Raw genomic sequence first — 26,634 nt, forward strand, 5'->3', positions numbered from 1 at the left:
ATGGGAACTCTAGAAAAAATTTCTCGTCTTTAGATAGGAATCAAAGCTAAATAACAAAATTATTGAGCCAGTTCCCCTGATGAATCAATATATATTTGTACCCTGGTCTAAGGTTGAACAAACCCTTTCGCAAGTGGAATTGCCACCTGAAAAACTCTCTAATTACGATCTAGTATTGCGTTGTCAACAAGGACATCGCCCAGACCGTGCTATTTTTGCAGAACTTCTAAATCGATACCAACTCCATGTAGACAAAATTTTGTATCATTTAGCCCCTGAATGGCAAGACCGCTCAGATTTGGCTCAAGAGGTTTGGATTCGTGTATACCGTAACATTAAAAGATTACAAGAACCAGTAAAGTTTAAGAGTTGGCTGAGTCGTATCACAACTAACCTGTTTTATGATGAGTTACGGAAACGAAAACGAGTTACCCCTCCTCTATCGTTAGACGCTCCTCTGGCCTTAGATGATGGTATTATAGATTGGGAGATTGCTACAAAAACTCCAGGGCCAGAAGAAGAATTGAGTACACAAGAATTTTATGATTATCTGAGGGATGCAATCTCTCAACTACCAGAAGTCTTTAGGGTGACAATTGTATTGAGAGAAATAGAAGGTTTATCTTATGAAGAAATTGCAGAAATTACAGGAGTTTCTCTAGGCACTGTCAAATCAAGAATTGCTAGAGCTAGGCAAAGATTACAATTACAACTCCAAAAATATCTAGATATTTGAACTATCTACATAGAATAAGTAATTGAATTTTCAGTAAAAACTTGGTCAAGATAAATCTCTAAATATTAATCAAATTGAATCTACTAGAACGAAAATAATTCAATTAACTTTTCTGAGAAAACATCAAGGTTTTCTGTGGTGTGAATATGAATAAAAATGTTAATTCAAAAACGATCGACAATCAATTTCAGGGTGGAAAAAAAATGATGAAACAAGAAAGGTTTGAATTAGTAAGTGCATATTTAGATGGTGAAGTAACTCCATCACAACGTAGAGAAGTAGAAGTTCTACTTGCTACAGATCCAGTTGCTAAACATCTCTATCAAAGACTACTAAAACTACATTCTGAATTTCAAAGAATGCCAGTACCTCCAAAAGTACAACCTGTGGAGATAACGGTAGATCGAGTCTTCGCTCGAATCGATCAAAGATCGAAACGAAATTTTGTTTTAGGTGGTAGTGCTATTGCTGGTCTATGTATAGCATTGATATCGGGAATAATCTCAAATAGTCGGACTAATATTGTGCAGCTAGCTGAAAATTATAACTCTGAAACTGTACAAATTGCTTTAAATGAGCCTGTAATAGAAATAGTAAATCCTAATAATGTGATGCTAACTATAAACGATCCAGTAGTTCAAATTCCTCAACCTCCACTTGCACCAGTGAAAAGTCAATAACCAACAATAAGATTGAAAAATTAAAGTAGTTGGCAAATTATATTCCTTTAATACTTGGAATTGGAAAGGTTTATCAAAATAATTGGGTCTTTAACCCCGCTTTTTAAGGCCAAATATTTTTGGAGGGTTACTCAAAATCCCCGTAACAAAAATAACTTCTGAATTTTGAATTCTGAATTTTGAATTAGTCAATGGTTTGTCCAAAATCCACTAGGCAATAATTTACCACCAAATAACTGAACCTTTTCTGGTAACATTAAGTAGCTCCAGACAGTACATAAATATTCTCCATTAAGTCCAAAAGTATCAATTTTTTGTCTCTGGTACTCGTTTTCTTCTTGAGAGCGTTCAGGATGATAATCTTCTAGTAGGTCCAAATCTAACAAAACCTCTGGATTTCTGAATGATAAGACAAATCCATGGACATTCATATCTCCTCTAGTCATAGCTGGATAGCCAAAAGGCAGTTCATACAAAAGGCCATTCGTGGTTGCCGGAAAAGCATCCACAAGATATTCAGCACAATAGGATTTGTAGTTTGCTTCTCCTGGTTTAAGAGTACCGTAGACAAATACTTGAAGATATTTCACTTTGACTTGACATCCTCACACTACGAGAGATGGGCCTAACTTATTTGTTTTCGCTTAAATTTTAACCCACATTCCGCACGACAAAATGTAGTATACAAAGAGGGTAAAACTTGAGTAAGTATTTAGACTTATAGTATGGGTAAGAAGCGATGTAGCTGCCGCACTTGCTCCGCCAACGCAAATCAATAGAATGTTATAAGTTGCCAGAACTCACCAATATACCAATTCAAAAATTGCCAAAGTTCCTCTATCACGCTAAGCGTGATAGCTGCCGCACTTGCTCCCTCCGCCAACGCGTTTGCGCAGCATTCGGTAGGAAAGCGGAACGGAGTTCTATCGCACTAATTGCCAAGGGGTTTATTCTACTACTATTCAATCATTGATGATTTTGGCCTTCTACCTCTTTTCATCTCAAGTTTCTCAACTGAGTAGATAGTATCTTTGACAACTAGGAGGAAAAAACTTCAATAATTCGCGCACGCTCATAAGTGAGATTAGATATACTCTTAACTCCAGAATTAATCAATAAATGAATCGACTGAAAACACTGAAATATCCAATGGTTTTGTTGGTCTATTAGTAGGGCGACCTAGTTGATTTTTTACAGTAGATTTAGTTCGGTTTAAAGTTTGAGGTAATTGACGCTGGCAATCACGTGTAAACCAATAAACATCAACCCATAATTAGTCCCAAAGCTTCGATTCGACGGGGAGATTTAAGGAAGACACTATCAGTTAAAAATAGAGGGTATGCCCAGAAACCTGAAACCTCTTTCAACTGATTGTTGTCCTTGATATTTAGACAACATTTCTTAATCAAGTTAATTCGATCTTATCCAGGACATTTGTTGCTAATATAAATCGACCTGCTCGTTTCTTTTCTAGTTGGATTTTTGACTCTCTTAAGCCCACTTGAACTTGGAGTTGATCAGGAAAATCCGTATCAGATTTTGACTCTACGAATTGAACGTTAATTTCTGTCAATTCGTGGTCTAAAAACCTTTTTAATAGCTTTCTTGTTGCTGTTTCTGCATCTGATACACAAGCAAATTTTTCAGATTTTAAAGAGCCCAGTTTTTTGTCAACTTCAGCTCGTTCTTTCTGGATTTTTTTCTCTAGACTTTTCAAATCCGATTCTCGGCGCTGTTGAGTTTCAACTACTAACCATCTTTGTTGAATCCCTCCCTAGGTTTTTGAGAGTTCTTGATAGCTATATCCTTTAAGCTCACTGGGATTCAAATCCGCACTATCTACTTCTTCAACTAGCTTCTGCGCTGCTTTTATACGAACCGAAACTCGGCTTAACCATCTAATATTTGTTAGTAACTGTAGATTTTCTTGGGTAGATCAAGCACTATCTGCCACCATGAAACTATCAAATTTTAACTGATTTTTAAACTCTTTCATGGCTTGCACAAATTGTTTTTGGCTGCTATTCATTTCCCGACCCAATTCTCATCCACAATGGCACATCTCCATCGTTTGTACAAATTAAATCGCTCATAAATTGTTTTAAGACTGTCAATTATCTTATGAATATCCATAAGTGATGCGCGATAGTTTTTGGCTCTAAATCTTCTTCATATTCATCTTCATCTGTGTGTTCATCTCCATGAACATGAAACGAAGTAGAATCTAGGTGGACTGTATTTGTTTCTAATTGATAAATTTTCACTGCTTCGCTCCACCACAGACATAAAAATCTCATTTAATCCTCTGCGATACATTTGGTCTAATACCAGACCTAATTTATCATCATTAAAATACTCTGTTTTCACAGCTTTTCCAATTAAGTGTTCTATTGCTTTTCCATCAAAAAATTGACTAAATAAATATAGTGGAGATGAAACCTTACCTAACCCATTTAAGAGCATTCCTTTGACTACTTGACCCCCTGTTATTTTTTCTGGTAGCTCAACTCCAGCGTAATTGATTAATTTTCTCTTCTATACCAATCTCATCAATAATTCCTGCTACTAAACCTAGATGGTCTACATTAGTCACTTCTATTGACATTTTCTCCTCTTTTTTTGCTCTTTACCTGAGGTCTATAATTACACTTTGAGGTTTTTTTTGAGATGTCTCAATACTTACTCAAGTTTTACCCTCTTTGTATACTACATTTTGTCCTGCGGAATGTGGGTTCAATTCCGTAACGGTTAAAACCCGAGGTAATTATCAATTATCCATTATAAATTATCAATTAATGAACTGTTCCCTATTCCCTAGGGCGTAGGCTATAATTTTCAAGTTTTCCCCATTTGTGGTTGCCAGTAGTACAATATAACGGTTGTTTTAGTTTTATTATAGAGTGTGATTGAACGTTACACCTTGCCCGAAATGGGTGAACTTTGGACTGAGAATGCCAAGCTAAAAACTTGGTTAGAAGTAGAAATAGCTGTCTGTGAAGCTCAGGCAGAACTTGGTTATGTACCTACTGAGGCTGTAGAAGAAATCAAGGCCAAGGCTAATTTTGACCCAAAACGGGTTCTGGAAATTGAGGCAGAAGTCCGCCATGATGTGATTGCTTTCTTGACAAATGTGAATGAATATGTTGGTGATGTTGGGCGGTATATTCACTTAGGGTTGACAAGTTCCGATGTTTTGGATACTGCATTAGCATTGCAGATGGTTGCGAGTCTAGATTTATTGTTGTCATGTGTTGAAGAGTTGGGACAAGCAATTCGCTATCAGGCACAACAGCATCGGGAAACTGTGATGGTGGGTCGTTCCCACGGTATTCATGCGGAACCTATGACTTTTGGTTTTAAGTTGGCAGGATGGTTGGCAGAGGTTTGTCGGAACCGCCAGAGATTGGTAAAAATGCGGGATAATATTGCTGTGGGTAAGATTTCTGGAGCAGTGGGAACTTATGCAAATATTGACCCACGAGTTGAGGCGATCGCTTGCCAAAAACTGGGACTTCAACCGGATACTGCATCTACTCAAGTAATTTCACGCGATCGCCATGCTGAGTATGTGCAAATTTTAGCGTTGCTGACTGCTTCTATAGAACGTTTTGCTGTGGAAATTCGTAACCTTCAGCGTACTGATGTTTTAGAGGTTGAGGAATATTTTTCTAAGGGTCAAAAAGGATCGAGTGCAATGCCTCACAAACGTAACCCCATTCGTTCGGAGAGGTTAACGGGAATGGCGAGAATTGTGCGGGGTCATGCTGTTGCTGCTTTGGAAAATGTTGCTCTCTGGCACGAACGGGATATTTCTCATAGTTCTGTTGAAAGAGTGATTTTGCCTGATGCTTGCATTTTAACTCATTTTATGATCAAAGAAACTACTAATTTAGTCAAAAATTTGTTAGTTTATCCAGAAAACATGAAGCGAAATATGAATGTTTATGGAGGGGTGATTTTTAGTCAGCGAGTGCTTTTGGCTTTAGTAGAAAAGGGGATGATTCGAGAGGATGCTTATCAAATTGTTCAGTCTTGCGCTCATCAAGCTTGGAATCAACCTAATGGTAATTTTCAGGATTTAATTTGCAAGAATGAAGAAATTAAAAGTAGGTTATCTGAGGCAGAAATTGCAGCTTGTTTTGACCCGAAACATCATTTAAAACATTTGGATGATGTGTATCAAAGATTAGGTATTTGAAGTTTGATTTTGAGTATGTAGAGATTTTTTCTCCGTTGATAGTAACTTTCAAATGTTGAGCGATCGAGATAAAATACTTGGTGATTTTTGCCATTTAGGTTGAATTATTGAAGCTATAAATTACTTATTTATTCATGCCAAATTATAGCGTTAAATTTGGTTGATTTTTTTGAAACTGAATTAATCAGTAATTTCAATTAAGGATGTTGGTAGCTCCTAAACAGAAGTTTCTATAAGAAAAAATCTCAATTTATAGTTCCGCTAACTGCACCCAATTAAAGTAATATCGGGTTGAGCGGAACTATGAGTTTGGCAATATTTAGTAAAAATTAATCGCGCGCTAACCACCAAATAAATGCACCAACAGCAACTGGTGCTGCTACTACTGCAACTATTGGAGCGATCGCTACTGATGCTGCTCCTGTTGTTGTTGCTACAGTTATACCAACACCCCCAGTTGTGGTAGCTATACCAGTGGCAGTTGCTCCGGTAACAGTTGCTAATGTACTGCCTGTAGTAGCTGCTCCACCGATAGTAGCTAATGCACCGATAGTAGCTAATGCACCGCCTGCTAAAGTTGTTGCTACGATAGAATTGCTCATAAAAAAAATGACTCCTTTTTAAGTAAAATTGATGAGGCTTAATCAAGCATTTTTTTGCCTCTCAATTAATACTTTAGTGGCTGAATTGATAATATAAATTATTCCTGACTAACGGTCATTATTAACAACAATGATAAAATGATGACTATCATCAAAAAAATCGTTTTGAAGTAAATTCGATGAATCAAACTGCAAGTAATTATAAATTTATTCAAGATTTAATTAATTATAACTTTTATGCTGAAGCTCAAGCTAGTTGGAATGTTAATAATTTAATTTATGACTTAGAAAAATTAGAGAACAATACCCGCCAATAGGAGAAGGTTTAACCAAATTTCACAAGCAGTATTTATTAATGGTATTAGTAGGGAAACAACTTCCGGATATGGTGGCTGAACTGGAAGATATTTCATCAGTTGATTCTCTCAGGACTAAACTAAGTAATGATAAAAGAAAAAAAGGTATTCATTTTTGCTTACAAAAATTGCTGAAACAAGAAATTGGTAATCCTCAAGATATCATTTTTCATTTATTTAATTCTCAATATAGAAAGCAACCTCAACCTCCTAATTTTGAAAAAGAAAGAAGTTTATTAATTAGAATACCCGATGATGTTTCAGCAAAACAATTGTTAGAAATTGAGAACAAAGTGAGGGCGATAACAGGATGTCCTTATCTTAGGGTAGTGGAAATTAAAATGGGTAGTATAATTTTGCATTTAAAAGGTTCTCAATCTGCTTGCGAGCAAATAGAATCTTTGCACCAACAAGGTTTACTTTCAGATAGATTAGGTGTTCCTATTATAGATGTAGAAATCATGCCTAGTCAGGTTAATTTAACTCAATGGTTTGAGTATATTTTGACATCTGGATGGCAAGGAGCAAATGAATTATTAACTCCTTCACAATTAGCATTAGTTAGAAGTGCAGAAATTAAAGCTGGAAAGTTAATTGATTTACGAGCAAATATGTTAAGTCATGCTGTAGTTTTATTGGTCAATTTAAGACGAGAAGATGATGATCTTCCTGAAGTAGAAATAACTTTACGGGTTTATCCCACTAGGGATAATGTTTATCTTCCTCCTAATTTGAAATTGATTGTTTTAAGTGAAAATGAAGTTTTTCAAGAAGTTACTGCTAGAAGTGAAGATAGGATTATTCAATGTAAATTTGCAGGAGAAGTAGGGGAAGAATTTACGGTAAAATTAGTGTTAGATGAAGCCGTAATTACGGAGGATTTTGTTATTTAATTAAATTAGATTTATTTTAAAGTTATGCCAGCTAAAGACTTTTTCATCATGCTGTTACATCAGCTTTAATCAAAGATGGTTGGAAAATTACGGACGATCCTCTATTTATTAAGCCTAGCACTAAAATATCTTTATACATTGATATAGGTGGCGAACGAGCTATTGGTGCAGAAAAAGATGGTCAAATAATAGCAGTAGAAATTAAAAGTTTTTTGTCAATGTCACCCTTGGCAGAATTTCATACTGCTCTTGGTCAATTTCTTAGTAAGCATTTCCTCCGGAATGCTGCGCAAACAGCCGTCAGCTATTAGCTATCAGCTATCCCGATGCAACAGCTACAAGGTACTGATAACTGATAACTGATAACTGAAATGACTCTTTTATTAAACTTTCTGTAAGTACCTATCAAGTTAAATTATTAATTTTCGATCCTTTAGAAGAGGTAATTGTTTTATGGAGCGATTAAATTATTCAGAAATTGTCACACAAATACTTAAAGAACACTATCAATATCATACTCAAGATTCACAATATGAAACACAACTGATTTTGGATTCGGAAAGAAATCATTACCTCTTAATTTCTTTGCGTTGGCAAAATGAACAACGGGATTATGGTTGTTCTATTCATGTTGATATTAAAGATGGAAAAATTTGGATTCAACAAGATTTTACTGAGCAAGGAATTGCTCAACAATTATTAGATTTAGGTGTGCCAAAATCGGATATTGTTTTGGCTTTTCGTTCGCCTTTTGTGCGGCAATTTTCTGATTTTTCTGTAAACTAGAAATTTTGACTTTATAGCAATGAGCGCTGGTATATTTACAAATTGCAGGAAAGGCCAAATAGCTAAAAGTCTTATATGATCAGCAATTTATTCCCCCTGTTGCCTGTTGCCTGTTGCCTGTTGCCTGCGCACAGCGCTATAAGTGCTTATGCAAAATTAATTGTATATTCTGTGCCAAAGTTTTTCGTATGGATTTTCTACTGCACTAAAAAACTCATATAACTCTCATAAGCTTCTAGTAAGCATTTCCTTGCTTACAGCTTCTATTTCTCACCATTTAAGTGCTTATGCAAAATTAATTACCTGTTCTGTTGATTCCCTATTTAAAATCCAGAAGTTGCGATCGCTTTCTTCTATGACCAAAATTAAAAACAGTTTCCCGCAAGAACGCAAAAGTATAAGTAAAAAAATATAATCAACTATTATTATTTTTTCTGCTTATAAAAAAATCTCTGATTTCGGCTAATTGTTACAAAATATTTCACGTACTTGCGTTATTTCAGCGATTTGGTATCATATGGATACATAGTTTATTGTGCCAATTTTGTATTTAAAAATAAGAAATTTTCCCTAGAAAAAGCTACAACCTTCTATTTTTCGTCAATATAGGATGCAAAAATTTATACCCTTTCTACGGATGAATAAATCTCAAAAAACTAATTTTGAACAGGTGTCGGTGCTTAAGAAATTATAACTATTGACAAATTTGTTCTGATAGTATCCAAAAATTGAAGGGTAGAGGCAGGCAGAAATTTTTGATTTGCTTGTAGCACTATAATTCAAGCTGACCAATACGAAAAATTTAATTTGAAGGGATTCACCTGAAATCCTAATTATTAAAATATACAATTACAGCGCTTTCCGTTGTTATGAGGTACGGTAGCAGCACTTAGCAAACCAGTTTTTTAAATGTTGAGGATTCATTAACTTACCAAAAAATTGGGTTTAAAGCCTCACCCTTCTATGGCGACTTTTTAGTTGATTTGATTTCAATAAATATGTTATCATACTGTTAGTTCAGATAGGAATTATGAAAGCTAGATTTAAGTATCGTATCTATCCAACACCGGGACAAAAATACCGAGAGCGCAAAGCTATTTGGTTGTGTGCGTGTGGTTTGGAATGATAGCCTAGCTTGTTGTCAAGAAAAGTATAGATCGGGAGAAAAGAAACCCAATAATTCTCAACTACAAAAAAAGTTTATCACGCAATCTAAAAAGACTGAAGACAGAGAATGGTTATCAGAAGTTTCTGCTATACCATTGCAGCAATCATTGAATGATTTAAACCGTAGGGGCAAACGGCCGTTTGCCCCTACAAACTTTTTTAAATCGACTAAAGGTCAGAGAAAAGGTAGACCAATTAAACCTCCTAAATTTAAAAGTAGAAAGTCAAAGCAAACTGCTAGGTTTACACTCGTGAGGATTTAAAGTTGGTCAACATAAAGTTTATTTGGCTAAGATAGGAAAGCTGAAAATAGTTTGGTCAAGAGAGTTACCTGCTCCTCCATCATCAGTAACAGTAATCAAAGACGTAGGGGCGAACGGCCGTTCGCCCCTACATAGATATTTCTTGAGTTTTGTAGTAGAAATACAACCAGAAATCTTACCTCAAACTGATAATTCAGTAGGTATAGATTTAGGCATATCTACCTTTGCTACATTTAGTGATGGTACAAAGGTTGATGCTCCTAAACCACTTAAGAAACGAATTAAGAAGTTAAGAAAGTTAAGTAAGTCATTATCTCATAAAACCAAAGGGTCTAAAAGGTATGAAAAAGCAAGACTAAGAGTTGCTAAGTTTTCCTACGGAATGCTGCGCAAACATGCCAAACTGAAAGATACGCTTGACAGATTTTCTACATAAATTATCTACTAAAATAATTCGTGAAAACCAAACAGTTGTTTTAGAAGTATAACAACGTTTCTGGAATGGTTAAAAACCGTAAATTATCCAGAGCCATATCAGATTTAGGTTGGAGACAATTCCGGACATTCTTAGAAGGAAAAGCAGAAAAATATGGTCGCGATTTTAGAGTAATTAGTCGCCCTTGAACCTACTTCTCAAATTTGCTCAAATTGTGGCTTTAAAGGTGGCAAGCTAGACCTTAAGGTGCGAGAATGGGAGTGTCTCAACTGCGGTGCAAAACATGATAGAGATGAGAATGCAGCGATAAATATATTAGTTGCGGGCGGGCAGTCCGAGACATTAAACGGACGTGGAGGTAAGCGTAAGACTAGCGTCAAGGTAGCAGCAGCCAGTGTTAGCGGCAGCTATGCGAAGCAAAACGTCAACCCGCCGAGGAGTTACGGCTCGGTAGGAATCCCCATGCCTTTAGGCCGGGGAGGATGTCAAAGTGCTTTCTACTGTTATGAGGTACAGCCATCGGGCTATGCAGGCAAGATGCCTGCGCCACAAGAGGCAAGATGCATGCGCCACAAGATTTTCAGCATTTACCTTGTACATCATTTTGATAAATTTAGGAGCAGTTATGGGAAAGTTAGTTACTCTCAATATTGATGGCGGGTTTCACGAGGGTTTTTCGGTGCGGGGTGAAATTTGGCAAGATGTAGATTCGATAAAAAATGAACCTAATTTAGCGATCGCTAGTAAGTCAGCACATTTACCTCCACATTTAGAAATCTTAGAGCAGTATCGTCATTGGCAAAGTTTATATACAAATTTAGATGTCTTTTTTCTAATCGTTTAAAATCTAAAGCAGGTTTTACTAATATTTCTGATAATGATAAAAATGGAGCTTTTGCAGGTTGTAAAAAGGCAGCTACTTTATTATCCAAAACTTTCAATACTTGGTTTGGTTCCTCCGATTTTCAACCGATAGAAATTTTGCTTCGGAATTATTTAGATAAATCGGAAAGTACGAGAATTTTATTGACAACTGAAAATTATGGTTTACGACGTTTGCCTTGGCATGAATGGAATTTTTTAAAGGATTTTCCGAAGGCTGAAATTGCTCTAGCTACTCCTAATTTTCAACGAGTTGATACGACTAAAAATTTAGACAAAAAGATAAGATAAAAATTTTAGTTATTTTGGGAGATGATGCGGGGACTGATGCTGATGAAAAGGTGATTCGGGAATTAATTCCTGATGCAGAAATTTGTTGGTTAATAGAACCTCAACGTACAGAATTAGATGAACCTTTATGGCAACAATCTTGGGATATTTTATTTTTTGCTGGTCATGGCAAGACGAAAGATAATGGGAGTATTGGTACGATTCAAATTAATGCTCAAGATGTTTTGACTATTTCTGAAATAAAAAATCATCTTCTACAAGCTGTTAAGTCTGGTTTAAAGTTGGCAATTTTTAATGCTTGTGATGGTTTAGGTTTGGCTTATCAATTGGCAGAAGGTGAGGATTTACATTTACCGCAAATTATTGTGATGCGGGAAAATTTGCCTGTAGTTATTGCTCCAAAGTTTCTCCAATATTTTCTAGAAAATTATACTCAAGGTTTATCTTTATATAGTTCTTTGCGGGAGAGTCGCCAGAGGTTACAAATATTAGAAAAGGATTTTCCCTGTGTCAGTTGGTTGCCTGTTTTATGTCAAAATCCTGCGGAAATTCCTCCCCGTTGGTGGGAGTTGGGAGGAAAAATTCAGATATCTCCCTATAAAGGATTGAGTGCTTTTACTGAAAATGATACAGAAATATTTTTTGGCAGGAAAGTGTTGACTAATTCTTTATTGGAAAAGGTGGCAAGGCAAAATTTGGTAGCTATTATTGGTGCTTCGGGTAGTGGGAAATCTTCCTTGGTTGCTGCTGGTTTAATTCCTCAATGGTTGGCTCAAGCTACGGAAATTTTACCCCATTTTGTCGTGAAAATTCGTCCTGGTTTTCCTCAATGGAGTTTACTCCTAATGGCAAAGAAATTTTAATAGGAGATAGTTCTGGTGTAGTGCATTTTTGGAACTTAGAAACTTGGGAAAAAATTAGAGAATTTAAAGCCAATACTAATCAAATTACTAAAATAGCTGTTAGTCCTGATGGAAAGCAAATATTAACTTTAGGAGTTGATATTAATTCAGATAAAACTCCTGGCCTTGCAGCAAAGCTTTGGGATTTATCAGGTAAACCAATTGCAGATATTGATTTTTTCCAAAACACTATAGGTTTTCTTGGTGATGTTAGTTTTAGCCCCAATGGTAAAGAAATTGCTATAGTAATCACAAAAAACCAGGGTACATTCAAATTTTATGATTCTAGCTCTGGAAAGCTCATCCCTCGAAGTACAACAAACAGTCTTTCAGGCTTTAACTTCAGTTACAGTCCTGATAGTAAAACAATTGCTTTTAATGGGTTATCGGGCATTAAATTGCTAAATTACAAAGCTAAATCAGATTTTATAGAATTGCCTGCTGACTATGAAAAGGAAATCAACCAAATGAAACAAAAAGGTTTTATTGATTTGCAGTATAGCGCAGATGGTAAAAAATTATTGTAATCAATAAAGATTATGGTAAGAATTATGTAGATATTTGGGATTGGCAAGAAAAAGAAAAAAGAAGAATTAATGTTGGTAATCGTAATTTTGCCAGCATAACTCCTGATGGAAAATTTATAATTATTGTTACTAGAAAAAGCATTCAAAAATTTGATTTAGAAGGTAATTTAATTCCTGAACTAAAAGCAAGTATTGGTCCAGAGGAAAAAGTTTTGCACTCTTGGTCTGCTGGCACATACATTGGTCATAGATACTATAACTCAAGTTTAGATGGCAGCACAATAGCTACAATTGGATTTTTTACTATGGGGCAACCCCCCCTGCGCTTCTGGGATTTATCAACCCAGCAAGTCAAGCAGTTTAAAAACAATTTTGGTTATTTGCGCCAAGTATTAGTTAGTCCAAACGGCAAATATATTTTGACTATTTCAACAGATTTAGTAACTAAACTTTGGGATACCTCTGGTAATTTGCTCTATCCGCTAGATGTTGATGCAAAACACTCCTCAAATCAAGAGGAAGTTTCAATGCTAGCTATTGTACCAGGTTCAATAAAGAAAACCATTTCGGGTAGTTATGAAGTACACATACTTGATGTTTTCCAAAATTCTACAGCAATGAAAGCAGGTTTGAGAAGTGGTGACGTAATTGAGGCAATAGATGGTCAAGAAATTCCTAACAATTTAAGTGACGTATTTAAATTGCTCATGGGAGAACCTGGTACTCCTGTAAAAATTAACTTTATGAGTTCTGAGCGTGGTTTTGAAAGGCAGGAAAAACAATTCTTAGAGAAAAATTTGTTTATGATATAACCAATTTATCGCTTTTTGCTGCAGAAGGGATAAAATTTAGCCCTGATAGTCAATATTTGGCAATGTGGAAAGGGAGCAATTTATCCTTAAGAAACATAAAAACTAACAAACTGGTTGAAATCAATAATCCAGAGGAGATTATCACTGTTGATTTCAGTCCTGATAGTAAACTTTTAGCAGTAACTAATACAGATAATTCAATCAGAATTTGGGATTTTTCTGGAAATTTAGTTAATGAAATTAAGCTGCTACAAGTTCCTTCTAGGATAGCTTTTAGTCCTGATAGTCAGCAAATTGCAGTTTTAGACCCCAATGAATTCACCATCTGGACTCTTGACGGAAAACAAATTGCTAAACATACAATTCCCGAAGAAAATCAAGGTAAAATAGTCTTTTCCCCCGATGGTAAATATATAGCAACTGGTCAAAGCAAAGTATTTATTTGGCAGAATAAAAACTTAAACGAACTATTAGCAACAGGATGCGATTGGTTGCAAGAATATTTAACTACTCGCCCCCAAGAAAAAGAGAAATTAAAAGTGTGTCAAGAAGAAGTCAAATAGTTAGAAAATTCATAGTATGATAATTAATCATTCAAACTTGCCCAAAAAATAAATGGAACCCCTATCCAATAACTGGGCAGATATTCAGCCCGATAAAATATACCAAACAACTAACGATCAGTTAGTATCTTTTAGCAAAGAGCAAATACAACTGGGGATAAAATATGACCAAAATAACAAACATTTAAAAGCTATTGAAAAAGGAATAGTTCCCCCTCGCGGTAATATTGGACTTGTTGCTTCCGAAATAGAAGGTTTTGACCTAAAATCAAAAGTATTAGGAAAAGGAGGCGATCGCCGATTTCACGGAATAATTATAGATGAAGTTTTACACTTTCCTGGTTTTGTAACAGAACATTAATTATCAATTAACTATGACTCAAATAGAATTAAAAAATCACCCCGTTTGGCAAGATTTAACAGAAGTAATAGAAAATTTAGATGCTAACTCTTTAGTGAGAGAACATCTAGAATTATGCGATTATAAAATCTGCGGTTATTGGGATGAAGAAGATAAATATTATGAAGAAATTATCTTGCCTCGTTCCCTATCTGCTGAGTTAGTTAGTAACTCAATTGGTGTTACCAATAAAAACGTTGGATTAAATTAAAATTTTTCTCAAAGCTAATGATATAGCTGCACAAAATCTGGGAGAACTAACTATAATTTATGATGAAAATCTACAATTTTTAGATGAAAATTGGCAGATAAATATTGACTCTATTTTGGCTTATCAACTATGATATAGAACTTAGCTTTGATAATATAATCAAGACAAATTCATAATAAATCTCAAAATGACATCTCCATCTAATCAACAAAAAGCGATCGCCATAACCGAACGAGGATTAACAATAACAGGAACTCGCATAACCATCTACGACATCATGGACTATTTAACAGCACAGTACCCACCTCAGTTTATCCGCAGTATGCTAAGTCTCACCGACGAACAACTTCAGGCAGCTTTATCTTACATCGAAGCTCACCGTCCAGAAGTTGAAGCAGAATATCAAACGGTACTCCAAGAAGCAGAAGCACTCCAAAAATATTGGGAAGCACAAAATAGCACCCTATTTGCTCGCATTGCTACCACACCACCAAAACCAGGAACAGAAGCTATCCGTGCCAAACTGCAAAGAGCTAAAGCTCAACTGGGATCGCAAGTATGAACTTTTTGATAGATTATAATCTCAATGGGCCTGCTCTAATTCTACTAGGTAGTCTGACTGCTAGCGGTTGGTTAGATTTGATTGACGTTCGTTTTGTCAATTTTTCCGAAGTAGAATTACCAATGAATAGTAGCGATCGCCAAGTTTGGAGGTTTGCACAAGCTAATCAAATGATTTTGCTAACCGCTAACCGCAGTATGAAAGGTAAAGATTCTTTGGAGCAAGTCATCCGTGAAGAAAATACCCCTACTTCTTTTCCTGTATTAACCATCGCTAATGTCGATAGACTCCTAGCTGACTCAAATTATCGAGAACGTTGTGTCAACCGCTTAGTAGAAATTGCGATAGATATTGAATATTACCAAGGTACAATGCGAATTTTTATCCCTTGAAATTTCTTGGAGCAAATATAATATAATTTATGCAAACTTCTTAGCCCGCAAATCAACTTTAACAAAAATAATAACTCAAAATGGTAACTACCTATCGTTTAAAAGCTAGTGAACTCGATCAGAGCTTTTTAGAAAGATTAAAAGCTACTTATGGAGATCAAGAAATAGAAATCAGTGTTTCTAACTTAACAACACAACTAGAAGCAATGGCAAACGATCCATCTATTCAAGCTGAAATTCAGCAAATAGAACAGGAATTTAAAATCACTGAAATGGATGGTTTAACTGATTTATGACCATTCAAAGAGGCGAGATTTATTTTGTTAATCTTAATCCGGTTCAAGGCAGAGAACAAGCAGGACAAAGACCTGTGTTAATTTTATCAATTGATTCTCTTAACCAACTACCCTTAGTTATTACTGTAATTGTAGGAACAAAAGGTGAAAATATCACCCGTGACTTTCCCACTAATGTGCGTGTTTCTTCTTCTGAAAGTGGATTGCCAATGGAGACTGTTTTTTTATGTTTTCAAATCCGTTCTTTAGATAAAAATCGTTTTCCTGATTCTCCAGCGGGACGAATTTCTGAAACTAAAATGGCAGAAATTGAGGCATCAATTCGTTATTGTTTAGGGTTATAGAATATTCTCATTGAGAATATTAATTCTAGTTCATTGTTTTCGAGAAGAAGATTCTATTATTAGAATTATTTCTGCTATAAAAGCTACTCAAAACGAATTGGTGCTAAAATAATACAATTCTATAATCACAATAAACTATGAACCAAACAATTAATGTCAGTGGTTTAAAACCAGAACAAAATATTTCAACTTATTGAGATACATCCACGCGGGCAAGATGCCCGCACTGGGAACATTTAATTGTTAATATCTGTACTTCTTATGCGAGAAATCTTCTGTAATATTGACTCTATTTTTATTGCTACTTAAGTCGAGCGATCGCCTTTTTTCCAGAGGATAAAATTAGGTAGCTATTTCCAAATAACCTCGATGTTGAGGATGTATAAAATTCAAACTAATATTCTCCTGATAAATTCCCATCTCTACTAATTTTTCTACTATTGATTCTTCCGTATCATTACATTGAATAATAATACTATCCTCAACAATATCAATATGTACAACACATTGATGAATAGGCTTATATTTATACCATCCCACCCACAAAACCAAATAACGCATTCTTTCATCATCAAAAATTAGCTCAATTTACGAATCTTCATCCTTGAGATATTCATATTCACAGAGAAGTTTTTTGACACATTGCTTATAAAAATCTATGGTATTATCCATTGTAAATCTGACTCTGAAAAAGAGAAAATAATTAGTTTCAAACAAATTATAATATAATTGACCATTATATTATTGAAAAAACAAATGAAAGCCATTGAAGTAACAGGAACTATTGATGAAAACGGACAATTATTCCTCGACCAACCTATTGAAAATTTACCTCCAGGAAAAGTGCGAGTTATCCTACTTTTTCCCGAAGTAGCAGAAGAAGATGAACCCGATCCTGACGATACTCCCGTTGAAGAAATAAAAGCTAGTCTCAGAAGAGCATTGCAACAAGCAAAATCTGGACAAACTAAACCAATTTCTGAAATGTGGGAAGGAATAGACGTTGAATAATACCCTTTAATATCAAATAAAAAACAGGATAAATATATGCCACAAATCACCCTAAATATCCCCGATGAATTAATTTCACGTATCCATTATTTTGAAGAACAATTACCCCAAATTTTAGAGCTAGGAATGCGGGAATTAAATGCTAGTTCAACGGAATGCTTACATAAAATATTATGAAAACTTCTTACCTACTACTACTTTTACAAAGATCGATAGTTCTCATTTTAGCAGCACTTATATTTGCAATATCTATCAATTTTCCGCAAGTCAAAGTAGGTATTACTCAAGCAATATTGAATCATAACATAGCTGAATCTAAAATACCTGAATGGGCAAGATTAGTAGATATAAAAACTCTTAATTCTGAGATTATTTTAGATATTCGCTACGCCACTACAAATAATTTCCTCAACCAAAAATTATACCCTGTAGCAAAATGTGCTTTAAGAAAAGAAGTAGCAGAAAAATTATCACAAGTTCAGGCAGATTTAAAAACAATAGGATTAGGTTTAAAAGTTTATGATTGCTATCGACCTCTATCAGTTACAAAAAAGATGTGGGAAGTTTTGCCAGATTCTCGTTATGTTGCTAATCCTGAGAAAGGTTCTCGACATAATCGTGGTGCTGCAGTTGATGTGACTTTAGTTGATTTAAACACTGGTAAAGAGTTAGAAATGCCTACAGAATTTGATGATTTTTCTGAAAAAGCTTGGCGCAATTATTTAGGTAATAAATTAGAAGTTCAGAGAAATAGCGAACTATTAGTAGAGAAAATGAACAAGTATGGCTTTGAAGCTTTAATAACAGAATGGTGGCATTTTGATGCAATAGGATGGCAAAAATTTGCTATTTTGGATGTACCCTTAGATCGAATTACTGAATTTCAAAAAATATAAATTATGGATGTCATTTCAGTTATCAGTCATCAGTTAGCCTCCTGTCGGAGGAGCTACGCTAACAGTTATCAGTACTTCTGCAATAAGGAGGCTTGATATAAGGACTATCCTATTTTTTTATCCCCTTAAAAGGGGAGGCTTTATACCAAAATTTTTCGGTAAAAAAGTTACTAACTCAGGACTAAAGTATTAAACCCCCTATTGTGGATAAATTCTGTTAAAGATAAGTATTATATTATGAAAAAATCCGGAGTTTGACTTTGAAGTTGAGAAAGTTTATGATAGAGAACAATTAATTTGTCAGTAATTACAAATAAAAACATTAAATAGTTGTCACTAATTGTAAGCATTTCCTGCGGACTGCTGCGCAAACAGCTATTAGCTGTCAGCTCTCAGCTATCATGATGGGGTTTTAATGAATATAGACTGTTTCAGCCAGATTTTATAGTTAAGTATAAATTCTGCCTCAATTAGTAAAGCTTTTATCTAAAACTAAAAGCAATAGCTGATTGCTGATTGCTGATTGCTGACGGCTGAATGCTTACCACTAATTCCGATTTTAATCAATTTTTATGGAGAACAATATGAAAAGTATACTACTAGAACCAACTTATATTTTTAATGATGAAAATCCACTAACTCAAACAATTAACTTGACTGATAACTATGAAAAAATCCCCAGTCAGATTACTGAAAATCAAGATTTCCCAGAACAGTTCAGTCGTCACGGATATCCAAAACAATTACAAGATAACCTCGAACCTTGGGAAATAGTTCGGTTAATTAAACAAACTAGAATTGAGATTGCTGAATATGCAGAATCAACTATTATTGGTTCAGACAATAAATACGATAAAATTAAAGCCGAACTAGGGATGAATATTATTATTCCCAAAGGCAAAATTGAACAACTCAGATTAGAAGTTTCTTTAATAGGAGGTAATGATTCTGAACCAATAATAGCTGTAGATGGATTACCATCTGATTTATTTGATGAAAAATATCTAGTCCAAGGCAAAGTTACAGTAGCAGTTGATAAATTACTAAAATTTATTCCTGTAACTGTTAATGTTTTAAATATGTTACCTGCTGATATTGAACTAGAACCTTGGGAATTTAATGTGGGACGTATGAGAGATGTCACAATTGATTTTTCCGGTGGATTAACTTCTCAACCAGCTTGGTTTTTTCAAGGTAATGGGATTAAAAATGATGTGAGAGTAGCTCTGACAATTAAAAAACCCAAAAACTTACATAAAGTTACTGCAGATGTACGAGCAGCTTGGATATATAAACCAGGTTTATTTCGTTCAGAAAAAGTTGGTAGTGATGTGAAAAATATCCTGATTTATGAAAAGTATTAAATCAGTTTTATACAGTAATAAATATGCTCTATTATGTTGAGGTATATTTATCATCAAAAAATGCTTAAAAGCTCTTTGATTTATCTAGGGGTTTGTATTCTTTTATATATTATTTTTTATTTTTAATTAGGGCTTGCACTCATAAAGCTAAAAGTCAGAATAGCTAAGGTAATTGAGCTTTTTATATTCAATTTATCTCCTAAGTTATTGGCTCTTATTGGCATCAATTTACTGAAATTTTCTGCTGAAATTCAACAAAATTTCTTCACATAAAATTGCCAAAACCATTGCCTGTTCTCCACAAACCGACCCGTCCCCGCGTCTGGTGCGTCCCCGTGTCCTACGTCCACCAACCAATTTTTCAGCAGACCCTAATTAGGGTTTGCTTATGGAAAGTCTTTTTGCTGGGATAGGGACCCACCCCTAACCCCTCCCAGGAGGGGAAAAAGGGACCCACCCCTAATATAGAATCCGGTTGAATAGTTATTGTATAGTTGGGAGTAGGGGACCCACCCCTACTGCTCCCAGGAGGGGAAGAGGGGAGTGGGGAGTGTGGGAGTAGGGGAGATTAAAGGTTTAAAGTAATTTAAGAAATTATCAACATATACTATATAACCGGATTCTATATAACCCCTCCCAGGAGCGGAAAAAGGCAGTAGGCAGTAGTTAGGACGTAGAATAAATGGGAATTACAAAGTCAGTGGCCCAAAGAGTTGAAAATTAGCCAATTTCCGCCGTCATACTAATAACTGTTTCCACAGTTTTACCCGGTTCAGCAATTAATAAACTTTCCCCAGTATTCATAGCATTACGAGGTGCAGTCCAAGGTTCTAAACAATAAAAATCTTTACCTTTCACAGTCCAAAAAACCAGAGTAGAGTAATTACTATCGTAGTTAATAGTTAACTTTAAATTACGACTTTTATCAGTAACTACTGCGGACTGCTTCGACAAATTTACAAAAGCCCAATCAATTTCTTCGGCATTAAAATCAAACTCTCCAGAAAAAGTATTAACAGTTGGTTCACCCTTAAGTTTATATTCATTTGAAGGTAAATCAAATTCTAATTGACTCTTATCATTCACAGCAAAATAAGGATGAATTCCTGTAGCAAATGGCATAGGTTTCTGAGATAAATTCGTGTGAGAATATCGCATCTCTAGAGTATTACCCCGCAATATATAGGTATAATTCAACTCAAAATTAAATGGATATACTGCCCGAGTTTCATCACTGCTGCGGAGAGTCACAGTAATACTTGCGCCATTCTCGGTAGACTGTTGTGTAACTTCCCAAGGAAGGGTACGAGCAAAACCATGTTGCTTGATTTTGTAGCTTTCTCCATCTAACGTATAGGTATCGTCAACCACGTTGCCACAAATAGGGAACAATAGAGGAATGCCACCGCGCACCGAAAGAGTGGGGTCAGCAAAACGTTCCTTATCCATATAAAATATTTTTGGTCTTGAGTACGCCAGTCAGTAATAATGCCACCTCGTTCGGGAACAACTACGACTAAAGACTGAGTGGTCTCATCAGAAAGGATATAGGGTTGATTTTGATTTTGTCCAACATTAGCAGGCATAGATAATTCACCTAAAACAACTGCTATTAAGGTCTCACAGAATAGTCTGAAAAACTATTCATTTTGGACATAATGTGGAATTTAAAGTCAAAAGTCAAAAGTCAAAAGTTAAAAGTTAAAAGTGATATTCTATATCAAATACGCTTAATTCGGTATCAAAAAATGTTCCATCTTCTCATCTCCCCATTCACTAAAGTCAAAAGTCAAAAGTCAAAAGTTAAAAGTGATATTTTATATCAAATCCGCTTAATTCCGTATCAAAAAATATTCCATCTCCCCATCTCCCCATCTCCCTATCTCCCCATCTCCCTATCTCCCCATCTCCCCATCTCCCTATCTCCCCATCTCCCTATCTCCCCATCTCCCCATCTCCCCATCTCCCTATCTCCCCATCTCCCTATCTTCCCATCTCCTCACCGATAAACTGGTAAAGTAAACTTAAAACAACTACCATGATTAGGGTTAGACTCTACCCAAATTTTGCCGTAGTGGGATAAAATAATCCTCTGACATAGAGCTAGACCAATACCATAACCTTCTTTTGACTCATCACGCTTGAGCCTAAAACTATCTTCAAAAATACGGCCGTGATTTTCTTTAGGAATGCCAGGGCCACTATCACAAATTGTTACTTGAATCTTTTGAGTAGTGCGATCGAGAATTAAAACCTGTATTTTTCCTTGTTTAGGAGTATACTTAATGGCATTATCCAGCAAATTAACTATTACCTGACGTATTCTTTCTCGGTCGGCATAAACTAACGGTAAATCACTAGGAATATCCTTTTTCAACTGCAAATCTTTTGACTTAAGTCGGTCTCGAAAACTAATTATCACCTCGCTACACAATGCCCCCAAATCTAATTTTTCAGGCTGAATTTGTAACCGCGTACTTTTGCCTCTTGGCCTCTCCAGAATATCTATAATCATTTTGTCGATCGTGCGAACTTGGTAACGTGCCTGCTTAATTAGCCTTTCCACAAGAGTTGGAGACCTTCTGGGAACCTCACTATTAGCCGTTTTTTGAGTTGATTCTAAAGTCTCTAAAGCCAAAGAAACTGCTGTCAGAGGGTTGCGTAAGTCGTGAGCCAACATTGCCACAATACGGTCTTTAAATCTTAGTTGAGCTTGAAGTTGTTCTTTCTCCTGTTTGAGACGAAAAATCTCATCTGACATTTGCATTAATTCCGCAGCACAGTCGATGGAACTAACAGATAATTTTTGATTAACAACCTGTTTAGACTGAGGCTGAGAGTTATGAGTGTGCCAATATTCGGCGATAGAACGTTGCCAGCGTGGCCACCAATATTCCAATTTGGCAATTAAATCTGTACCAGTTAGGGTTTGTCTCGGTTCAGGATAAATTTTGAGTAGGGCAGGAGTAGCAATTAACTTGAAATGCTCTGCCATATAGGGTTGTTCTTCTACGTCAATGACTTGAAATTCAAAGGGATAATCATAATCTTTTTTAAATTGTTGAGAGACTTACGAATGGCTTGAATTTGCTGTTGAGAGCCAGGACGTTTATTGATAAACAATAAAATCTGTAAACATCCCTGCTCATTATTATTATTAGATTTTTCTGAAGACACCTGTACAAAATCTCTAGGTAAGTGGGATAGGCTATTAGCATCTCTTTTGCAAATAGAATAATTTACCATTTAGTAGTAATCCATATTGAATATTCCCGCCTACCTAGATACTTGGCCCGATAGTGTAAGCGGGGCGGGGTTTACCACTTACGATTAAAAAACAAAATGTTGAATTTTATATTTTTCTATTAATGGCCTATAAAATAAAATTTGTTTCTGAGATAATTTAATATCTATTTCATATTGTGACACTAATACTTTAAATTCGCCTTCTAGAGTGTATCGAGATTATCTAATGCTTACTTGACATAATTGATACTTTATAGTATGTAAACACAGATAAATCTTACCAGTGGTTATAATGACTCAAACGAGGGATAATTTTCTGGTAAGTGGTATACTGCAAGCTTCAATTTTATGGTAGTTAGAGGTTTGCTAAGGATACTCTGATGACTTTGTGCCTCATTTATAGCGCTGTGCGCAGGCAACAGCTCCGGAAAGCAACAGCTCCGGAAGGGGGAATAAAAACTGATAATATAAGACTTTTAGCTATTGGACAGTTCTTGTAATTTGTAAATATGCCAGCGCACATTGCTATAATCTAAAATTTTTTTTATAGCGCTACGCATTAATGTGTTTGACATTTCTAAACCCTGTTAGCGGAGCATTTGAGCACCGAAAACCCTTTAACAATTTACTATTCCCCATTCCCTATTCCCTATTCCCTAGCACGTAGTGCTATAAAATTTAATTTTGAAATATTACTATAAAGTGGATGAAGTTGGTTAGCTGGCAAAAAAATCAGTCCCTCAGAATGGTGCTTGTGGTGGCGATCGCCTTCTTTGTTCTCTGTCTATTATTTAATCTGCATCGCTATTATAGTTTTTACGCTTCCTACGACCAGGGTATATTTAACCAAGTCTTTTGGAATAATATACACGGTCGTTTTTTCAAAGTTCTCTCTCTTCTGCTCTTTCCACAAATGTAGTTCACCAAGGCCAAATACCAGAAGTATACTATCACCGCTTAGGCCAACATTTTACTCCAGCTCTATTGCTGTGGTTGCCAATATATGCTCTATTTCCATATCCCATTACCCTAACAGTTTTACAAGTCACATTAGTTACTGGTGCTGGTTTAGTTTTATACATTTTAGCTAGGCACTATCTCCAGCCACCCTTATCAGCCATAATTACTATTAGCTTCTATTGTGCTAATGCAGTAATTGGCCCTACTCTCGCAAATTTCCATGATATTTGTCAGATACCTATATTTGTATTTAGCTTACTATTGGCAATGGAAAAACGCCGATGGTCTTTATTTTGGATTTTAGCAATATTAATTTTAGCAGTGAGAGAAGATGCGGGAGTAGTTTTATTTGGAGTAGGATTCTATCTAATTTTGAGTAAGCGCTACCCCAAAATAGGTTTAGCTATTTGTACTCTCAGTTTTGTTTATATGGTGGCTTTAACAAATCTGATTATGCCTATATTTTCCGAAGATATTTCCCAGAGATTTATGATGGAAAGATTCGGTCAATATGCGGAAGGAGAAGAAGCTTCTACTCTAGAAATAATTTGGGGTATGATTAGCAACCCTTGGCGTTTAATTGGAGAAATTTTTACCCCATTTTTTGGCACCATCAAATATTTATTAGGTCAATGGTTGCCTTTAGCATTTGTGCCTGCTGTTGCTCCCGCTTCTTGGATGATCGCGGGGTTTCCTTTGTTAAAATTATTTTCTGCTCAAGGTTTGTCTGTACTGTCAATTACTATTCGCTACGCAATGACAGTAGTACCTGGATTATTTTATGGTGCAATTTTATGGTGGGGAAAGAGAGAATCAGAAGTTGAAAACTCACCACTGCCATCACTAAAGTTTCAGCGTTTCTGGGTAATTTGTCTTTGCTTATCTCTATTTTTTACCTTCACTTCTAATCCTAATCGTACCTTCTATTTTTTAGTACCAGACTCAGTACAACCTTGGGTTTATGTACCTGCACATCAACAATGGCAACACGTTAGTCAAATGCGACCGTTGTTAGGGAAAATTCCTGATGATGCTAGTGTGGCAGCAACAACTTATATTATTCCTCACTTATCAGGTCGTCGAGCAATATTGCGGTTTCCCAGAATGCAATTTAGAAATGATGCTAGAGAAGTTGAAAAAGTAGAATATATTATTGTTGACTTGTGGCGGTTGAATAGATATCGAGTAGCATTTAAGAGCGATCGGCAACGACTGGAAAAAATTGTACCTCGAATTGAGGATCTTTATAATTCTGGTGAATATGGAATTACTGGTTTTGCAGATGGTGTAGTTTTGATGGAAAAAGGAGTAGTTTCTAATCCTGATGCGCTTGATGGATGGGAAAAATTCCGTCGAGAAATTGCTCAATTTTCTGATAAGTGAAATTGTAGGAGCGGGTTTATTTGATTTTGTTTAATTCCCATTAATTTAACGTGGAACTCGCCCCCTACCTCATCTAATTTTCTTGTCAAATTTGTTGATTTGATTTATTAAATATAGCAATCAGGAATCAGTTGTGAGAATTGAAGTATTCCTTAAAAGTACAGAATATAGGAATTATTACATTCATATGATACGTTTTTTCTTCTTTTCTGTTGCCTGTTGCCTTTCGGAGCTGTTGCCTAAAAGTTTCCAATATCTCACAACTCAAATCATATTGCTATAAGTGATTGCAGTCTTTTTGTTAAGATATTGTAATAACAAGATAATACACAGAGAGATTGGTTATGATTATTGTAAGTTCCTGTTGGTATATGTGGGACAATAGGTCTACTTCCTCCAACTAAACACTTCCTCTATTGTCACGATTTTATTTACTGCTTGGTAAAAAAGGTTAATTGTGATTATAAAACGCGATATACATCTTCATAAATTTCAAATCAGATGGGGAGAACCTTTATTAGAAAAATTTGCTGCTCCTCCGGAAGATGTCTTAGGAGAATTGTCTCATTTTGAAATGGGAATTAGGAGTTTTTGTTACGGGTGCGATCGCCCCATCTCCATCGAAATAGGCAAAGAAGAAATCAAAGTCTTCTTAGACCCCGATATCTCTATGCTCCTGGAAGAAGATTTACCGAAAAATTGGGTTTAAAGCCTCGCCCATAAGCGGGCGACTTTTTATTACGGGTTGATTTTATTTCAATCGATACGTTATCATGTTGTTAGTTCAAGAGTCAAATTATGAAAGCTAGATTTAAGTATCGTATCTATCCAACACCGGGACAAAAATATCAATTAGCCAAGCTATTTGGTTGTGTCCGTGTGGTTTGGAATGATAGTCTAGCTTCCTGCCAAGAAAAGTACAAATCAGGAGAGAAGAAGCCTGTTAACTCACAACTACAAAAACAGTTTATTACTAAGGCTAAAAAAAATGAAGATAGAGAGTGGTTATCAGAGGTTTCTGCTATACCATTGCAGCAATCTTTAAATGATTTAAACCAGGCTTATCAAAACTTTTTCAAATCAACTAAAGGTCAGAGAAAAGGTAAACCTGTTAAACCTCCTAAATTTAAGAGTAGAAAATCAAAACAGACTGCTAGGTTTACAAAAGGTGGGTTTAAAGTTGGTCAACATAAAGTTTATTTAGCGAAAATTGGAAAGCTGAAAATAGTCTGGTCAAGAGAATTGCCTACTGCTCCATCATCAGTAACAGTAATCAAAGATTGTAGGCGAACGCGAATCGCCCCTACTAGATATTTCTTGAGTTTTGTAGTAGAAATACAACCAGAAATCTTACCTAAAACTGATAATTCAGTAGGTATAGATTTAGGTATTAAAACCTTTGCTACATTGAGTGACGGTACAAAGATTGATGCACCAAAACCACTCAAAAAACGAATTAAGAAATTAAGAAAGTT

At 35.5% G+C, this 26,634-nt stretch carries 36 protein-coding genes and 4 pseudogenes; 31 read left to right on the plus strand and 9 right to left on the minus strand.

The window, feature by feature from the left end; translation table 11 throughout:
• The first annotated feature begins 79 nt into the window (after nt 1-79).
• Both SAGCYANO_RS32785 and SAGCYANO_RS32790 read left to right on the plus strand, forming a co-directional pair.
• Nucleotides 80-736: a sigma-70 family RNA polymerase sigma factor gene (locus SAGCYANO_RS32785; RefSeq protein ID WP_202223898.1), complete on the plus strand. Its 657-nt coding sequence runs from the start codon at nt 80-82 to the stop codon at nt 734-736.
• Between the two features lie 146 nt (nt 737-882).
• A complete protein-coding gene (locus tag SAGCYANO_RS32790; protein WP_202223899.1) occupies nt 883-1,416 on the plus strand; it encodes an anti-sigma factor in 534 nt (177 codons plus the stop codon).
• Nucleotides 1,417-1,604: 188 nt separating this feature from the next.
• On the opposite strand, the gene SAGCYANO_RS32795 is transcribed toward SAGCYANO_RS32790, so the two are convergent.
• The 5 genes and pseudogenes from SAGCYANO_RS32795 to SAGCYANO_RS48320 all read right to left on the minus strand — a co-directional run bounded on the left by SAGCYANO_RS32795 (nt 1,605) and on the right by SAGCYANO_RS48320 (nt 4,021).
• Complete coding sequence (locus SAGCYANO_RS32795) at nt 1,605-2,006, minus strand: gamma-glutamylcyclotransferase (RefSeq protein WP_202223900.1); 402 nt, start codon at nt 2,004-2,006, stop codon at nt 1,605-1,607.
• Between the two features lie 815 nt (nt 2,007-2,821).
• Nucleotides 2,822-3,133, minus strand: coding sequence for a hypothetical protein (locus SAGCYANO_RS32800; protein WP_202223901.1), 312 nt, complete (start codon nt 3,131-3,133; stop codon nt 2,822-2,824).
• A gap of 397 nt (nt 3,134-3,530) precedes the next feature.
• A complete protein-coding gene (locus tag SAGCYANO_RS46155) occupies nt 3,531-3,713 on the minus strand; it encodes a hypothetical protein (RefSeq protein ID WP_237396931.1) in 183 nt (60 codons plus the stop codon).
• A 37-nt stretch (nt 3,714-3,750) separates the two neighbouring features.
• Nucleotides 3,751-3,879: pseudogene (locus tag SAGCYANO_RS50910) on the minus strand (DUF4277 domain-containing protein); the annotation flags it as partial.
• Nucleotides 3,880-3,919: 40 nt separating this feature from the next.
• Nucleotides 3,920-4,021 carry a DUF4277 domain-containing protein gene (locus tag SAGCYANO_RS48320; protein WP_202223903.1) on the minus strand — a complete coding sequence of 34 codons (102 nt, stop codon included), beginning with the start codon at nt 4,019-4,021 and terminating at the stop codon, nt 3,920-3,922.
• A gap of 297 nt (nt 4,022-4,318) precedes the next feature.
• On the opposite strand from SAGCYANO_RS48320, the gene purB reads away from it, so the two are divergent.
• Complete coding sequence (gene purB, locus SAGCYANO_RS32815; RefSeq protein ID WP_202223904.1) at nt 4,319-5,614, plus strand: adenylosuccinate lyase; 1,296 nt, start codon at nt 4,319-4,321, stop codon at nt 5,612-5,614.
• A 329-nt stretch (nt 5,615-5,943) separates the two neighbouring features.
• Here the strand turns inward: purB and SAGCYANO_RS32820 are convergent, their stop codons facing one another.
• Complete coding sequence (locus SAGCYANO_RS32820; RefSeq protein WP_202223905.1) at nt 5,944-6,216, minus strand: hypothetical protein; 273 nt, start codon at nt 6,214-6,216, stop codon at nt 5,944-5,946.
• A 179-nt stretch (nt 6,217-6,395) separates the two neighbouring features.
• On the opposite strand from SAGCYANO_RS32820, the gene SAGCYANO_RS32825 reads away from it, so the two are divergent.
• The 21 genes and pseudogenes from SAGCYANO_RS32825 to SAGCYANO_RS32905 all read left to right on the plus strand — a co-directional run bounded on the left by SAGCYANO_RS32825 (nt 6,396) and on the right by SAGCYANO_RS32905 (nt 16,299).
• Nucleotides 6,396-6,533: a hypothetical protein gene (locus SAGCYANO_RS32825; protein ID WP_202223906.1), complete on the plus strand. Its 138-nt coding sequence runs from the start codon at nt 6,396-6,398 to the stop codon at nt 6,531-6,533.
• A gap of 38 nt (nt 6,534-6,571) precedes the next feature.
• A complete protein-coding gene (locus tag SAGCYANO_RS32830; protein WP_202223907.1) occupies nt 6,572-7,465 on the plus strand; it encodes a DUF1822 family protein in 894 nt (297 codons plus the stop codon).
• Between the two features lie 50 nt (nt 7,466-7,515).
• Nucleotides 7,516-7,776: pseudogene (locus tag SAGCYANO_RS32835) on the plus strand (element excision factor XisH family protein); the annotation flags it as partial.
• Nucleotides 7,777-7,918: 142 nt separating this feature from the next.
• On the plus strand, nt 7,919-8,251 hold the full coding sequence (locus tag SAGCYANO_RS32840; protein ID WP_202223908.1) for a XisI protein: 333 nt from the start codon (nt 7,919-7,921) through the stop codon (nt 8,249-8,251).
• Nucleotides 8,252-9,281: 1,030 nt separating this feature from the next.
• Complete coding sequence (locus SAGCYANO_RS48325; RefSeq protein WP_237396933.1) at nt 9,282-9,377, plus strand: helix-turn-helix domain-containing protein; 96 nt, start codon at nt 9,282-9,284, stop codon at nt 9,375-9,377.
• Nucleotides 9,364-9,681 carry a hypothetical protein gene (locus SAGCYANO_RS46170; protein WP_237396925.1) on the plus strand — a complete coding sequence of 106 codons (318 nt, stop codon included), beginning with the start codon at nt 9,364-9,366 and terminating at the stop codon, nt 9,679-9,681. Before SAGCYANO_RS48325 ends, SAGCYANO_RS46170 begins: the two co-directional genes overlap by 14 nt.
• Before the next feature lie 22 nt (nt 9,682-9,703).
• Nucleotides 9,704-10,117 (plus strand): transposase, encoded by a 414-nt coding sequence (locus SAGCYANO_RS46175; protein ID WP_237396926.1) that lies wholly within the window; start codon nt 9,704-9,706, stop codon nt 10,115-10,117.
• A 65-nt stretch (nt 10,118-10,182) separates the two neighbouring features.
• Nucleotides 10,183-10,305, plus strand: coding sequence for a hypothetical protein (locus SAGCYANO_RS48330; RefSeq protein ID WP_255502791.1), 123 nt, complete (start codon nt 10,183-10,185; stop codon nt 10,303-10,305).
• 58 nt (nt 10,306-10,363) lie between these two features.
• Nucleotides 10,364-10,771, plus strand: a complete 408-nt coding sequence (locus tag SAGCYANO_RS46180) for a transposase (RefSeq protein WP_237396927.1) — start codon at nt 10,364-10,366, stop codon at nt 10,769-10,771.
• Nucleotides 10,743-10,961, plus strand: coding sequence for a hypothetical protein (locus SAGCYANO_RS32850; protein ID WP_237396928.1), 219 nt, complete (start codon nt 10,743-10,745; stop codon nt 10,959-10,961). The genes SAGCYANO_RS46180 and SAGCYANO_RS32850 overlap by 29 nt, the downstream gene beginning before the upstream one ends.
• On the plus strand, nt 10,913-11,290 hold the full coding sequence (locus SAGCYANO_RS32855; protein WP_202223909.1) for a hypothetical protein: 378 nt from the start codon (nt 10,913-10,915) through the stop codon (nt 11,288-11,290). Before SAGCYANO_RS32850 ends, SAGCYANO_RS32855 begins: the two co-directional genes overlap by 49 nt.
• Nucleotides 11,291-11,304: 14 nt before the next feature.
• Complete coding sequence (locus SAGCYANO_RS32860) at nt 11,305-12,153, plus strand: CHAT domain-containing protein (protein ID WP_202223910.1); 849 nt, start codon at nt 11,305-11,307, stop codon at nt 12,151-12,153.
• Nucleotides 12,120-12,719, plus strand: a complete 600-nt coding sequence (locus SAGCYANO_RS32865; protein ID WP_202223911.1) for a WD40 repeat domain-containing protein — start codon at nt 12,120-12,122, stop codon at nt 12,717-12,719. The genes SAGCYANO_RS32860 and SAGCYANO_RS32865 overlap by 34 nt, the downstream gene beginning before the upstream one ends.
• 212 nt (nt 12,720-12,931) lie before the next feature.
• The gene (locus tag SAGCYANO_RS32870) at nt 12,932-13,531 is read left to right on the plus strand and encodes a PDZ domain-containing protein (RefSeq protein WP_202223912.1); all 600 of its coding nucleotides are present in this window, start codon (nt 12,932-12,934) and stop codon (nt 13,529-13,531) included.
• 62 nt (nt 13,532-13,593) lie between these two features.
• A complete protein-coding gene (locus SAGCYANO_RS32875) occupies nt 13,594-14,094 on the plus strand; it encodes a WD40 repeat domain-containing protein (protein WP_202223913.1) in 501 nt (166 codons plus the stop codon).
• Between the two features lie 52 nt (nt 14,095-14,146).
• Nucleotides 14,147-14,455 (plus strand): hypothetical protein, encoded by a 309-nt coding sequence (locus tag SAGCYANO_RS32880; protein WP_202223914.1) that lies wholly within the window; start codon nt 14,147-14,149, stop codon nt 14,453-14,455.
• A gap of 13 nt (nt 14,456-14,468) precedes the next feature.
• Nucleotides 14,469-14,705, plus strand: coding sequence for a hypothetical protein (locus tag SAGCYANO_RS46185; protein WP_237396929.1), 237 nt, complete (start codon nt 14,469-14,471; stop codon nt 14,703-14,705).
• A 187-nt stretch (nt 14,706-14,892) separates the two neighbouring features.
• The gene (locus SAGCYANO_RS32890; RefSeq protein WP_202223915.1) at nt 14,893-15,267 is read left to right on the plus strand and encodes a DUF433 domain-containing protein; all 375 of its coding nucleotides are present in this window, start codon (nt 14,893-14,895) and stop codon (nt 15,265-15,267) included.
• The gene (locus tag SAGCYANO_RS32895) at nt 15,264-15,659 is read left to right on the plus strand and encodes a DUF5615 family PIN-like protein (protein ID WP_202223916.1); all 396 of its coding nucleotides are present in this window, start codon (nt 15,264-15,266) and stop codon (nt 15,657-15,659) included. The genes SAGCYANO_RS32890 and SAGCYANO_RS32895 overlap by 4 nt, the downstream gene beginning before the upstream one ends.
• Nucleotides 15,660-15,739: 80 nt before the next feature.
• Entirely contained in the window at nt 15,740-15,955 is a 216-nt protein-coding gene (locus SAGCYANO_RS32900; RefSeq protein ID WP_202223927.1) for a hypothetical protein, read from the plus strand.
• Nucleotides 15,952-16,299, plus strand: coding sequence for a type II toxin-antitoxin system PemK/MazF family toxin (locus tag SAGCYANO_RS32905; RefSeq protein ID WP_202223917.1), 348 nt, complete (start codon nt 15,952-15,954; stop codon nt 16,297-16,299). The genes SAGCYANO_RS32900 and SAGCYANO_RS32905 overlap by 4 nt, the downstream gene beginning before the upstream one ends.
• A gap of 342 nt (nt 16,300-16,641) precedes the next feature.
• Here SAGCYANO_RS32905 and SAGCYANO_RS32910 read toward each other — a convergent pair whose 3' ends face one another.
• Nucleotides 16,642-16,887: an element excision factor XisI family protein gene (locus SAGCYANO_RS32910; protein ID WP_307786123.1), complete on the minus strand. Its 246-nt coding sequence runs from the start codon at nt 16,885-16,887 to the stop codon at nt 16,642-16,644.
• 168 nt (nt 16,888-17,055) lie between these two features.
• Here SAGCYANO_RS32910 and SAGCYANO_RS32915 point away from each other — a divergent pair, with 168 nt between their 5' ends.
• The 4 genes from SAGCYANO_RS32915 (at nt 17,056) to SAGCYANO_RS32930 (ending at nt 19,570) form a co-directional block, all read left to right on the plus strand.
• Complete coding sequence (locus tag SAGCYANO_RS32915) at nt 17,056-17,310, plus strand: hypothetical protein (RefSeq protein WP_202223919.1); 255 nt, start codon at nt 17,056-17,058, stop codon at nt 17,308-17,310.
• A gap of 36 nt (nt 17,311-17,346) precedes the next feature.
• Nucleotides 17,347-17,487, plus strand: a complete 141-nt coding sequence (locus tag SAGCYANO_RS32920; RefSeq protein ID WP_202223920.1) for a hypothetical protein — start codon at nt 17,347-17,349, stop codon at nt 17,485-17,487.
• On the plus strand, nt 17,484-18,206 hold the full coding sequence (locus tag SAGCYANO_RS32925; RefSeq protein ID WP_202223921.1) for a M15 family metallopeptidase: 723 nt from the start codon (nt 17,484-17,486) through the stop codon (nt 18,204-18,206). Before SAGCYANO_RS32920 ends, SAGCYANO_RS32925 begins: the two co-directional genes overlap by 4 nt.
• Before the next feature lie 584 nt (nt 18,207-18,790).
• Complete coding sequence (locus SAGCYANO_RS32930; protein ID WP_202223922.1) at nt 18,791-19,570, plus strand: hypothetical protein; 780 nt, start codon at nt 18,791-18,793, stop codon at nt 19,568-19,570.
• Between the two features lie 720 nt (nt 19,571-20,290).
• On the opposite strand, the gene SAGCYANO_RS32935 is transcribed toward SAGCYANO_RS32930, so the two are convergent.
• Both SAGCYANO_RS32935 and SAGCYANO_RS32940 read right to left on the minus strand, forming a co-directional pair.
• Entirely contained in the window at nt 20,291-21,019 is a 729-nt protein-coding gene (locus SAGCYANO_RS32935; protein WP_307786120.1) for an aldose epimerase, read from the minus strand.
• Between the two features lie 550 nt (nt 21,020-21,569).
• Nucleotides 21,570-22,816: pseudogene (locus tag SAGCYANO_RS32940) on the minus strand (histidine kinase).
• A gap of 706 nt (nt 22,817-23,522) precedes the next feature.
• On the opposite strand from SAGCYANO_RS32940, the pseudogene SAGCYANO_RS32945 reads away from it, so the two are divergent.
• The 3 genes and pseudogenes from SAGCYANO_RS32945 to SAGCYANO_RS32955 form a co-directional block, all read left to right on the plus strand.
• A pseudogene (locus tag SAGCYANO_RS32945) lies at nt 23,523-25,159 on the plus strand (DUF2079 domain-containing protein).
• A 457-nt stretch (nt 25,160-25,616) separates the two neighbouring features.
• On the plus strand, nt 25,617-25,868 hold the full coding sequence (locus SAGCYANO_RS32950) for a hypothetical protein (RefSeq protein ID WP_202223923.1): 252 nt from the start codon (nt 25,617-25,619) through the stop codon (nt 25,866-25,868).
• Nucleotides 25,869-25,957: 89 nt separating this feature from the next.
• Nucleotides 25,958-26,634: RNA-guided endonuclease TnpB family protein (locus tag SAGCYANO_RS32955; protein ID WP_202223924.1), on the plus strand; the 677-nt coding region annotated here is incomplete at its 3' end.

Origin of the sequence: Okeania sp. KiyG1 (genome assembly GCF_014132355.1) — a bacterium.
Lineage (GTDB): Bacteria > Cyanobacteriota > Cyanobacteriia > Cyanobacteriales > Microcoleaceae > Okeania.